11 protein-coding genes are annotated in these 11,864 nt (G+C 40.8%); all 11 read right to left on the bottom strand.

Annotated features, from left to right (window positions below; all coding sequences use genetic code 11):
• Position 1 precedes the first annotated feature (1 nt).
• Complete coding sequence (locus J8L73_RS10120) at positions 2 to 571, bottom strand: Maf family protein (RefSeq protein WP_211000353.1); 570 nt, start codon at positions 569 to 571, stop codon at positions 2 to 4.
• Positions 571 to 1,050 (bottom strand): rod shape-determining protein MreD, encoded by a 480-nt coding sequence (gene mreD, locus J8L73_RS10115; RefSeq protein WP_211000352.1) that lies wholly within the window; start codon positions 1,048 to 1,050, stop codon positions 571 to 573. Before mreD ends, J8L73_RS10120 begins: the two co-directional genes overlap by 1 nt.
• On the bottom strand, positions 1,043 to 1,885 hold the full coding sequence (gene mreC / locus J8L73_RS10110; RefSeq protein WP_211000351.1) for a rod shape-determining protein MreC: 843 nt from the start codon (positions 1,883 to 1,885) through the stop codon (positions 1,043 to 1,045). Before mreC ends, mreD begins: the two co-directional genes overlap by 8 nt.
• The gene (locus tag J8L73_RS10105) at positions 1,885 to 2,928 is read right to left on the bottom strand and encodes a rod shape-determining protein (RefSeq protein WP_007586338.1); all 1,044 of its coding nucleotides are present in this window, start codon (positions 2,926 to 2,928) and stop codon (positions 1,885 to 1,887) included. Before J8L73_RS10105 ends, mreC begins: the two co-directional genes overlap by 1 nt.
• Positions 2,929 to 3,064: 136 nt before the next feature.
• Positions 3,065 to 5,113, bottom strand: a complete 2,049-nt coding sequence (locus J8L73_RS10100; RefSeq protein ID WP_211016713.1) for a formylglycine-generating enzyme family protein — start codon at positions 5,111 to 5,113, stop codon at positions 3,065 to 3,067.
• A gap of 121 nt (positions 5,114 to 5,234) precedes the next feature.
• Positions 5,235 to 8,975: an H-type lectin domain-containing protein gene (locus J8L73_RS10095; RefSeq protein WP_211016704.1), complete on the bottom strand. Its 3,741-nt coding sequence runs from the start codon at positions 8,973 to 8,975 to the stop codon at positions 5,235 to 5,237.
• A complete protein-coding gene (locus J8L73_RS10090; RefSeq protein ID WP_211016702.1) occupies positions 8,972 to 9,463 on the bottom strand; it encodes an agglutinin biogenesis protein MshP in 492 nt (163 codons plus the stop codon). Before J8L73_RS10090 ends, J8L73_RS10095 begins: the two co-directional genes overlap by 4 nt.
• Positions 9,453 to 10,292: a prepilin-type N-terminal cleavage/methylation domain-containing protein gene (locus J8L73_RS10085; protein WP_211016700.1), complete on the bottom strand. Its 840-nt coding sequence runs from the start codon at positions 10,290 to 10,292 to the stop codon at positions 9,453 to 9,455. Before J8L73_RS10085 ends, J8L73_RS10090 begins: the two co-directional genes overlap by 11 nt.
• Positions 10,292 to 10,831 carry a prepilin-type N-terminal cleavage/methylation domain-containing protein gene (locus tag J8L73_RS10080; protein WP_211000346.1) on the bottom strand — a complete coding sequence of 180 codons (540 nt, stop codon included), beginning with the start codon at positions 10,829 to 10,831 and terminating at the stop codon, positions 10,292 to 10,294. The genes J8L73_RS10085 and J8L73_RS10080 overlap by 1 nt, the downstream gene beginning before the upstream one ends.
• The gene (locus J8L73_RS10075; protein WP_211016698.1) at positions 10,818 to 11,309 is read right to left on the bottom strand and encodes a prepilin-type N-terminal cleavage/methylation domain-containing protein; all 492 of its coding nucleotides are present in this window, start codon (positions 11,307 to 11,309) and stop codon (positions 10,818 to 10,820) included. The genes J8L73_RS10080 and J8L73_RS10075 overlap by 14 nt, the downstream gene beginning before the upstream one ends.
• 9 nt (positions 11,310 to 11,318) lie before the next feature.
• The gene (locus tag J8L73_RS10070; RefSeq protein ID WP_211016697.1) at positions 11,319 to 11,855 is read right to left on the bottom strand and encodes a prepilin-type N-terminal cleavage/methylation domain-containing protein; all 537 of its coding nucleotides are present in this window, start codon (positions 11,853 to 11,855) and stop codon (positions 11,319 to 11,321) included.
• Positions 11,856 to 11,864: the final 9 nt, after the last annotated feature.

The raw sequence follows: 11,864 nt of genomic DNA, 5'->3' as shown, positions 1-11,864 counted from the left end.
GCTACCTTCTTAAGAATGCTTGTAATAATTGTTCGGTCTCGTATAAAGGTAAGCCTACAACGGCAAAATAGCTACCTGCAATGTGAGTTACAAAGCGACCACCCAACCCTTGGATGCCATAGCCACCGGCTTTATCAAGTGGCTCTTTTGACTCCCAATAGTCATTTATCTCTTTATCAGTTAATGTTTTAAAGGTTACATCGGTACTGACTACGCAGCTCACTACGTCAGTTTTATTGGCAAATGCGATGGCAGTTAAGACTTGGTGGGTGTTACCTGATAGGCGTTTTAGGGTGGCTGTAAAATCGTTTTTATCTCGAGGTTTACCAAGTGACTCGTTATCAATAACAACGACGGTATCACTGCCTAGTACTGGACGGTCTGTATAACCAAGCGCAACACCACTTTGCGCTTTTAATCGTGCTAAGCGTTCAACAAGGGCGCTAGGTTGTTCATTTGGTAGTGGGCTTTCATCGGCATCAACACTAAATTGTGTAAATTCGATGCCTAGCTGACTCAATAGCTCTTTACGGCGTGGGGAGGCTGATGCCAAATATACTGCACAAGTCATTATCTGATCCTAAAGTGTCTACGGTATTTACGAAGTAGTAAAAACACCCAAAACCAGCTCACCATACCGGTTGCTACTGGCCATAAATACTGAGGATTAAAATAAACCCCTAACAAAAAGTGATTTAGCCAAAACTGCATTAAGTGATACAGCGTTAAAAATAAACCAATCAGTAAACTTTGTTGCCAAAGCGAGAAGTTACGAATTTTTTGAAAGTTACTTGCAGTAACAAATATACATATAGAAAATGTTAGCGAATTTACGCCAAGCGGAGAACCAGACGCTAAATCTATGAGTAAGCCAACAACCCAAGCCGCGCCAATATTTAACCTGTGCGGGACGGCCAGAGACCAATACATAAGCACAAGTAAAACCCAGTCGGGTCTAAACGGTTCAAATGAAAACGGCAGTGGCATTAATGCCATTATTAAAGCAAAAAAGATGCTCAGTGCAATTAACAATGAATAGCGGTCAATCATCGTTGGTTTGCTCCTGTTGATTACGCCATAAAATAACAAGTAATCGAATACGGTCTAGCTGCGCTATAGGCTCTGCAAATACTTGTGCAAATGGGCGTCCTTCATCACGATTAATCTCAGTGACGACTGCTACAGGGTAACCCTCTGGGAAGGTCCCGCCTAAGCCGGATGTAACAAGTACATCACCAATTCGTACATCTAAGCTATGTGGCACGTGAGAAAGCTTAACAACGTTAATTTTACCAATACCTTCAACCACGGTACGTACATCGTTTCGTAATATGCGTACAGGCGTTGCATGCGTTGTATCGGTCATCAGTAAAACGCGTGACGTAGTAGAACCCACCTTAGTAAGCTGCCCCACTACACCCATTTCATCAATTACAGCTTGCCCTTCACTAAGCCCATCAGTAGTACCCCGATTAATAACGACCTGGTGACTGTAAGGGTTAGAGTGTACAGAGAGCACCTGAGCAATAATTTTGCGATTAGATTGCTTAGCCGATGAGCCTAACAAAGCGCGTAGCTTTTGATTCTCTCTCGCTAAAAATTGGTACTGCTGCAATTGTTCGCTTTGAAGCATTTGCTTTTTTTTCAGCGCTTCATTTTCAGTAAGGAGTTGCTCGCGAGTGTGCAAACTTTTAGCACCTAAGCTAAACAATTCGTAAGGTAAATTAGCAACGTAAATTAGAGGGCTTACAAGCGTGTTAAGAGTAGTACGAACAATCGTACCGCCTTGCGTGTATCTGTCTCCTACTATGAGTACGATACTCAAAAGCACTGCGACAAAAAGTCGCAGTTGCAAAGAGACTGTGCGTCCAAACATTAATTTCATTAGTCGTAACTAAAAACATCACCACCATGAACATCTATCATCTCAAGTGCTTTACCACCACCGCGTGCTACACAAGTAAGTGGATCGTCAGCAACAACAACCGGAATGCCTGTTTCTTCCATTAATAAGCGATCTAAATCTTTTAATAATGCACCACCGCCAGTCAGGACCATGCCGTGCGCAGAAATATCAGAAGCAAGCTCTGGTGGCGACTGTTCAAGTGCAACCATTACTGCACTTACAATACCCATTAATGGCTCTTGCAGTGCTTCTAGTATTTCGTGAGAATTAAGCGTAAACGAGCGTGGAACCCCTTCTGCAAGGTTACGGCCGCGCACTTCAATTTCAATCGGTTCATCTGTTTTAAACGCAGAACCAATTTGATGTTTAATATTTTCAGCTGTCGCTTCACCAATTAAGCTACCAAAGTTACGACGCACATAATTAATAATAGCTTCGTCAAATTTATCACCACCGATACGTACTGATGATGAGTAAACAACACCGTTTAGTGAAATAATAGCAACTTCAGTAGTACCACCACCAATATCAACAACCATTGAGCCTGTTGCTTCAGATACAGGTAAGCCTGCGCCAATTGCCGCAGCCATAGGTTCTTCAATTAAGTAAACTTCACGAGCACCCGCCCCCATTGCAGATTCGCGTATCGCGCGTTTTTCTACTTGCGTTGCACCACACGGTACACATATAAGTACACGTGGGCTTGGGCGCATAAAGTTATTATTGTGTACTTGTTTAATAAAATGCTGGAGCATTTTTTCTGTTACAAAAAAGTCAGCAATAACACCGTCTTTCATTGGGCGAATTGCTTTTATATTGCCAGGGGTACGACCTAACATAAGTTTTGCTTCCGTTCCTACAGAGGCAACACTTTTAGGTCCACCAGCTCGTTCTTGGCGAATAGCTACAACAGAAGGTTCATTAAGTACAATACCTTCGTCTTTTACATAGATTAGGGTATTGGCTGTACCCAAGTCGATCGATAGATCGTTAGAAAAAATACCACGGAGTTTTTTAAACATGAGGCTGGATGACCTTTGAAATACGTTCTTATATTAGCTGCCTCACTTTAACATGCTTGAATAGATGAGCAATATAAAGCGCAGCTGCCTTTTTAAATTTTCGGAAAAAAGGAAGCAAAGCTTCCTTATTGAGTTTTTATCGTTCGCGAACTAAGCGAAAACCAATGTAGTTAGATCTAAAGTCAGGCGCTAAAATTAAGCGCGTAGATGCACGTGCAAGACTTGGTGCAAAATTCCACGCTCCGCCTCTAACCGCCACATCTGACTTACCAGATTCTTTGCTGGTCCATTCCCATGCATTGCCTACGGTATCGTATAATCCAAATGCATTAGGAGAAAAAGACCCTACCGGTGCAGTGCGTCTGTTTGACCACTCGCTACCACACCAACCACAGTTTGCTAAGTTTTTACCAATTTCGTTACCCCAAGGGTATTCTGTTTCGGTTCCTGCGCGGGCGGCATATTCCCATTCAACTTCGTTTGGTAAACGAAATTGTTGACCTGTTTGACCTGATAACCACTCAGCGTAAGCTTTAGCATCGTTATACGTTAAACACACAGCCGGAAAGTCACTGCCCTGCTCAAAACCTGGATTGCGCCAATTTAAATTAGCTTCCCATACTGGTTCACCATTTAAATAATATGCACACCCTTTGTTTTGCTCTGCTTGCGTTTTATAGCCCGTGTTTGCTACAAATTTTTCGTAGTCTCCCACGGTTACTTCTTTGCTTTGCATAGCAAAAGAGTTCGCTATCACTTTTTCAATTACTGGACGCTCATTGGCTAAACCGTTGCCATTTATGTCGCCCATTTTAAATTTACCTGCAGGAATAACAACAACCGGAGTTTCTACGTTCGTATTTAATACATTAACGTTTTCACTAACCTGACGAGTTTTTATTTCTGGTTGCTCACGGGTGTAGGTCGGTGCAGCAATCGACTCAGGCTTTTTTACTAACTTTGCATGAATAGTCTGTGCTTTATTCAAATCAACACGAGCTTGAAATGGCTTATAACCTAACTTTCGCACTTCAACATTGTGTACTCCACGCGGTAAACGTGTAATTAAACGTGTTGAACCAAAGCTAACACCGTCAATAAATACTTCATCATCGTATACATTAGAGCGTAATGTTAGCTCTACTGTTTGATCCTGCTTTTTATTAACTATTGTAGGGTAATCTCTTTTAACAGCTGCCGATTTAACCGAATAATCGCGCACGGGTTGTTTTTTTAAACGAGAAACCGAAACAGTGCTGGCATTATCCTTGGTATTACTGAATGTTAACTGACTATCAGTAAATGTTGTGCCGTAGGCTGGTTGATAAGTTGCAGTGAGTGGCGTGCCATACTCTGAGCAATAACGATTATCAATACTTAATAAACTACATAAACGGCTGCTGTTTACTTCGCCGCGCATAGTAACGCTTAAATTAACGTTGTAATTACCTTGTCCGCTAAAGGCACTATTTACTACGTGGCTACTTAGAATTTGTACTTGAGCGCCCGCTAAATTGCGTTTTGGCTCAACAATGCGTTCTTCTGTTAAATTTGCAAATATTTGATCGACAAAGCGTTTAGTCGCTTTTTGAAGGCCCATTTGTTGGCCGCGCTGCTCACATGCCGCAAGCGTTTCTGTACGCTTACAGTTAATAGTATGGTTAACTTCAAGTGTACCTTCGCGCGTAAACTCGTTACGTAAGCGCTCTACACGAGCTGAAGTTAACTGCTCTTTTAAGCTCTCTAAAGTATTTAACAGCGTATGCTTCGCTACACGAATTTGTTCAATGTCTTTACGGTGGGATGCAATTGCCGCCAACTGCATAGAAATATCATCTTTATTTTGCTTATGATCAACCACAGCTTTTTGATAGCGCGACTGCGCTGCACTAATATCAATAGTTGGATCGTCAATCAAACGACGGTACATTTCGTTCATCGCATCGAGCGCTTGGTTTTTTTCTTTATCTAGCTCTGTGGAACGAGAGCGAAGTAGCTCTAATTGATTTTGTAACTGACTTTCTTCTTTAAGATGTTTTTCAAGTATTCTTGTCGAGTTATCGTATTCTGTTTGTTTAACACTAATCTCTGACTCAATTCCAGTTACTGTTGCTGTGTCTTGTGCAAATGCACTAGTAGCTAACAAACTAGCTGAAATTAACAGAGATAAAGGAGTAATTCGCATATATTCCAGTCCCAAAAAGCGGCAATTATTTGGTCGTTATTATTTTTTATAATTAAAGCCTTATGCTATGTACTTGCAGCACAAAACACAAGCTTTGTTCAATTATTATCTTAGTTTACAACTATTCGCGTGTTTCACGCCAGTAAATAACCCGATCATTTCCTCTAAAGCGGCCAAATTGTAAAATAGCATGAGGATTAAGCTGTGTGCCATCGCCTTGCCAGTCCCATTTTAGCCAGTCATTAGTATTATATTCTAATGTAAATTCACCTGACCCATTGGGTTGGGTATAAATACCATTATTTGTAGGGTAGTTGCCCGACTCTAATTGCCCAGATACTCCTGCTGCATACTCATAGTTTAATATAGGGCTCGAAGGCGCTACTTGTGTAATTTGAGTATGCTCAAACACGCTGCAATTATCTTCTGCATTATTAACAAAACCACTACCGTTGTAATGTTGAGCCTGCATAGGAACAAGTAAAGGGTCTAAGTCAGAACCTGAATTATTGCCAAGCACTAAACGTCCAAACTTAAACTCTATGGGTACAGAGTTTAACCTTACGCTATTGCAGCCACCTGAGCATGTTGTTTGGGTATTAGGTTTATCGTTTGCACCTACAAGTGTTGCGCCTTCAATGTTATTTAGGGTTGCCATTAAACTAACCATAGAAAAAGGACCATCAGGCTGATCTACACCTAACCTTTTAAGCGTGGTATTAATTTGGCTCATTTGCCATTGACCATCGCTTATATCTCCCCAGCTATTATTACCGAGGTTTACAAGTCGGCTGGTAAAACTTGTTGCGGGTATATAATTACCGGCTTCGTTATTTTCAGCGTTAATAAATACCAAGGATTTATCAAACCCATCACGGTAGTTTGCCATTAACTGACTGTTCTGGTTTTGTGCTTGTACTGTAAAGCCAAGCTCAAATGGTTGCTCAAGGTAAGTTAAATTACTGCCATAACGTGTACATTGTGCAGCAGCTTGTATGCCCAATATTTGAAACTGAGAAGGTGCAAAACGGCCCACGTTATAAAGCTCCCCCTTTACATCACCAGCGCCAAAGTAATCTGCATCTTGCAGCCCTGCGGTTAAATCAACAATGCCTACTTGGTCGTAATTATACTGCGATATAGATTCGCTTAAGCTTCCTGTATCACTAAAAGCAGCAGTACTCACAGCTTCAAGCGTACCTGACACACCTGATACAGGGGCTTTAATTGTAGCCGCTACTAACGGTTGCTCTGCAATAAAGTGTTTAGCAATGGGGTTATTGCTAATGTTGCTGTAATTATCAGGATTACCATCATTATTACTATCTTGCCCTGCAAGCCATTGCACAGCATTCATCTTTAAGTTAAATGCTTCACCGGTTAGTCTAAACAAACTACCATTAAAGTCTGCTGCGTAACCATCATTTTCAACGCTCATTGCGAGCCCAAATGGTTTAATAACATACTCATTCGAGCTACCTGTTAAATTAACCGACAGATTAGTTACGGGATCTAATATGAGATTGGTTTTTACATTTAGGCTGAGTTTACCTGCATCAGGATAATTAATAATAATGGGCGCTTTAGAATCATTATCAAAATTTATAGTAAAAGTTTGGGGCGCCTGCTCAACACTATAGTCATTATTGTTATTACTTAGTACAACAGGGTCAGTACAGCTCGCCCCTGCACTGCAGGTATAGGCTAAATCTAAGTTTACATCACCACCTGCAGGAAAAGCAGCTTCGCATACGCCGGTAGTAGTATTTGTTTTAACTGCCTGGATTGAGAGCGCTTTAGCGTTAAAACCTATGTTTGAAGGTTTAGCTGATAACTGAGTAGGTATAGTTGTGTTGCCATCGGTTTCATTATTAAAAATAAACCCCGCATCTGAAAACGTCACTTTACAGCCACTGAGCCCCACATTATTACCTGCAATATAACAGCGAAGCGGTGCTGAAGGGTCTGCGGTGTTATAGCCAAAAGTGACACTACCAGTTGTGCGCTTTGCAAACTCGACCACTGTAGAGCCGGTAAAACTAATATCTTCTCCTGTAACCCAGCTCTGTTGAGCGCTATTATCTGGCGATAAATTAAAACTAGACGGTTCGTCAAACAATAGATCACACGCATCGTTTGCACAGGCCGTAAGCGTCATTTCTTTTGCTTCACACGTTAACCCCTTGTTATCACTTATTGATAAACGATAATGATCTAAAGTTACCCGCTTATAAATACCACAAAACCCAGGGATACTTTCAGGGACTGTTAGTGCATCAAATGTTGAACTTCCTTCTGTAATGACTTGTGTTGCAGAAGTAATAGACCCTTTATATGTAACATTTTGCGCTATTCTTACTTCACCTGTTGCGACAATATATGCTGAGATATTCGCATCTGCGGCAATGGCCACTGCACCATCAACATAAATTGCTAAGTATGCCCCCGGTGCCACTTCTATATTCGTTTTACCAATATTTAAAAATGAAGTAGATACAAGAGATGTTGTGTCTTTTAAAAAAATCCGTGTGGGTGCTGTTACTTTATATTGTGTTTCAAGCATACTTAGCTGCAGCTCATCGTAAAAATAATCCCCTGCAAGCGAATTAGGAATAGGACCTGTTGAGCTACCATCGTTTGTAACTGTCGGTACCTGTGCAGCTTGATTTGGCTCTAATGAATTATAGCCACTTGCAACACAGCCTTGCCCGTTACACAAAGGGGGGTTCGTTAATGCTGTAGAAATTAAATTCGTCGTGGTTACAAATTGTGCATTACCATCTGTTATTTCAACCCCCTGAACAAGCTGTACTTCACCATTATTGTAAGTAGATATAGCGCCGGGAAATAAGGTCTCGCAATCTAAAATATCACCATTAAACACAAAGGTACTGGTCATCGCGAGAACTGATGCTTCTTCTTCAACATGATTTCGTTCGTTATCTGCGTTACGGTCCTCATCTACCACCAACCCCAATCGGTCTGTTCTGAGGTTACAGCTTCTCAGCCACCCCCCGTCCTCTTCCAAACGTGAATTTTTACTCGCCACTACCAAGGGAGCTACAGCAAAGTCGTTCGTAAAATTAAAGTAATTACACCCATTACTCCATCCATCAACCTCAAAGCCAGTAAAAAATGTCTCCCATGAAACCTCTACACCATTATCGTCGCTAAAAGTACGATTACTTCCAGGTTCTACAGCCATATAAGCAACGGTTTCACTTTGAATAACACCCAAAGCAGTTTCAGATGCCTCAAGCGCTATATTTACAGCACTAGTTGATAACGAACCACTTTCTACCGCTACAGTTAAAAATGGTATTAATGCCTCAGAGGGAGGATTGCCATCAATACTATTAAGCGTTTGCAAAGAATGAAAAAAGTTTGGCCTTTGAGAAAAGGGCTCTGCGAAAACTAACGACTTATAACTTTTAGGTGTGATCGGTGAAAAACCTGATTTAGAACCATATTGTAGCTCTAGCTGCAAATCGGTACTCCCGACTTCCATAACTGTTCCATCGGGAAATTCATGCACACCGTATTCAACAGCTAAGTAATGAGCGCCCATACTAACGTGTCCGCCATCTTCGCCTGAGGGCTCAAGCGGTAATGCCTCAAAGCCGGTTGTGGTAATATTGCGTATCCTTATTATTGCAGGGTTTCCGCCTTGATTTGTTGAGAGCATAAACACGGCTGGAGGCGTTATATATTGTTGCTGAAAATTTATTTTTGTCCAAATAGGCGACGTATATGTATCCTGTAATTCAATATAACGCCCTTCTATTTTAGGCGGTACGGCGTATGCGTAATTACAAAGCAACACGCTACTAAAAAATATAATGACTAATGCATTTTTCATCATGGTAACGTTTTAGCCTCTACGCTTAGTGTTCTTTGTGTTTGCCAATAGTCTTTTGTGCAACTACTCCCTGCAGGGCAATCAAGTGCAGCACACGTTGCACTGCTTTGAAGATAATATATATTCACAAGCCCGTTAGTTGTGCTGCTATCGGGTAAACCTATATATTCATCGCAACTTATCACTACTTTACAGTTAGCTAAATATGTAGTTTGGTAGGTTAAATCAGTAGTGACTGATGCACAGCTTTGAACTGAGCTATTTACAGGAAATAGTTGCGTTAAACCACTTTCAAGGCCGCTTTGCGCCGCCATATAAGCACGAGCGCCGTAATACTCAATCGTGTTTTGTTGTGATGCGCCAGAAAGCACTTTAGCTAATGCTAATCCCAGTGCTAATAAAGCAACAATAATGACCAAAGAAACGATTATTAAGTTTCCTTTTTGTTTACTGGGTAAGGCTTTTCCGTGAAGGTTTTTTCTAAGGTACATTAGGAATATGTACCTCATGGTTAAAGCTCATAACTTCAGTATCGTTGAATTGCATTTGCGCATTTACATTAAGCACAGCGTTTCTTTGTAAGGAGAGTGCATCAAGAGTAAAAAATAAATCACTCGCTAAATTGTTAGCAATATAAATACCTAATAAATCCCGTTTAACACCACTGCTTATTTGTAAGCTCACGACATCCAATTGTTTAACAGTAAAACCGTAATTGGTATATCTATATAAATACTGCCCTTCAACGCAAAAACTTACAGGTTGAGAGAGTAAATAAAGGCGCTTACTGGGTGACTCCTCAGCAAATGCTTTACTAAATTGCCACTCATCAATTGCACTCGCTGAACTATTAAATGCAGATACTTTTAAGCGCTTATTATTATTTTCATCGTATATATCAGCACTGCTTAATGGGTATATCGTTGCCCAATCTCCAGCTTGCGGCTGCGTTAAATTATTAAGTGCAAAATCAACAGCGCTAACATTAAAAGGTGCTAAGGTAGGTAGGTAATTTGTATAGTGAGTGGCCGACAAAAACGGCGTAAACTCTAAACATTGCTGAACGCTACACGCGCCACGGGCATTATTATCGCAAGAAAGTCTAAGTGAGTTTGGTGTAGCATGGCGTAGCTCTTTGCTTATACGCGTTATTACAAAACGAGCCTGCGCAACGGCTTCTTGACGCTCTATACCTTGTGAATAGATGCTGACACCTGCACCAATGAATGAAAATGCGCTTACCGCTAAAATACCAATGATCACCATAACAAGTAATAGTTCTATAAGCGTAAATGCATATTGATACTTAGCTGCTTGCATTAGTAGTTTCCTTTATATGCACTAAATCCGTAAACCTCACCGAGAGATGAAGTAACTTCAATAGTAATTCGCTTAAAGGTTGTGCCATCGTTATTCGTTGATTCGTTAAAGTCACTATCGTATTCAACATCAATAACGATATTAAAGTCGCTATATTGTGCTAACGCCTCTCCTAAACTATTTGTAATAGGCTGATTAGAGAGCGAAATATAATCATCAACATCGTTGTAGTTAGTTCGGGTCTCTGAGTTGTCAGCCCCTAAATCAGCAGGTGCGGTACACGCCTCAGCACCTAGAGATATTTCGCCACATCGCTTAAAAGGAGGACTTCTGTCGCTGTGTTCATCAAATGATTTACTTTGAATCTCGTTCATCAGAGATTGGCCTAATTCTGATGCTCTTAAAGCAATAATAGGCTCTGCACTTTTTTGTGCCTGAGGGGCAATTAACGCAGTAATAATGCTAAGCGTTATAGCAAGCATGACTATGCCTATAATCAGCTCTATTAATGTAAACCCCTTAATTTTATGGGCATGCATAAATAAGCCCTTCACCACTTATACATATAGCAGCCAAGCCAACATCAATTTTACATTGTGTTGTACAGGTTTGATTAGCACGCCCTAGCGGATCAAAGCTAATTTCAGTAAAGGTGTTTGCATTACTATCTATCGCGTTAAAAGTAATATCGCTACGTTGCGTGTTGACTTGAACAACTAAATGTTCGCTGTTATTGGCGTCTGCGCTACCTAAACATGTATCTGGTGTGGGTGGCGCGATAAGCGTGGGAGTTATATAAAGTTTATGGCAACTGGTTGTTGCTGTATTTTGCATTGCACGTAATTGCACTGTTCTGAGTGCATTTAAAGCACTATCTCGATATGAGTAGGCATCTTCTGTTGAGCTTCCCAGAAATTTGGGAACTGCCGTTACCGACAGTATTCCCAATATCACCAGAGTAATAATTAACTCAATGAGTGTGAAGCCACGCAACCGTTGCTTACAACTGCTTTTCATTTAATTTACTTAACAGCCTGTAGTTACAAGTGTAATGGTAGGTGGAGTTACCACGACAGGTCCTGTCGTTGCTGTAGCTTGTTTATAATCAATACGGCACTCATCTGTTTTTTCGTAACTGTTAGGATAAATAATTAGCGTACCATCTGCGGCTGTATCATCAAGGTTAAAATCTGCTGAATCATTCGTTGCAAAGCTAACATCTAAAAATGCTTTAAAGGCTTCTTCTGATGCTGCAGGGTACCCATAAACGGTAGGGACACCAACCGAATCACCATTAGCGTCAGTACCTAAAACAACAGTAGCCGTTGCCTTCTTGTGATTACTCGCAATAATAGATTTACCGTTTACGATATTCATACCACTGCGAATAGAGCCTTGTAAGCCCTCAAGTGTTGAAGCGTTAGCATCACCTTGCAAATTTAAAAAACGAGGAGCGGCAGTAACAGCCAAAATGCCTAAAATAACGATTACAATAATCAATTCTACAAGCGTAAAACCTGCTTGCTTATTCAATGGTAAGTTGTTTAACGATTGCGTTTTCATAAGTAAGCC

The organism is Pseudoalteromonas sp. MMG006 (genome assembly GCF_018101025.1).
In the GTDB taxonomy this organism is placed as follows: domain Bacteria; phylum Pseudomonadota; class Gammaproteobacteria; order Enterobacterales; family Alteromonadaceae; genus Pseudoalteromonas.
This window is presented reverse-complemented; position numbering and strand designations above follow the sequence as displayed.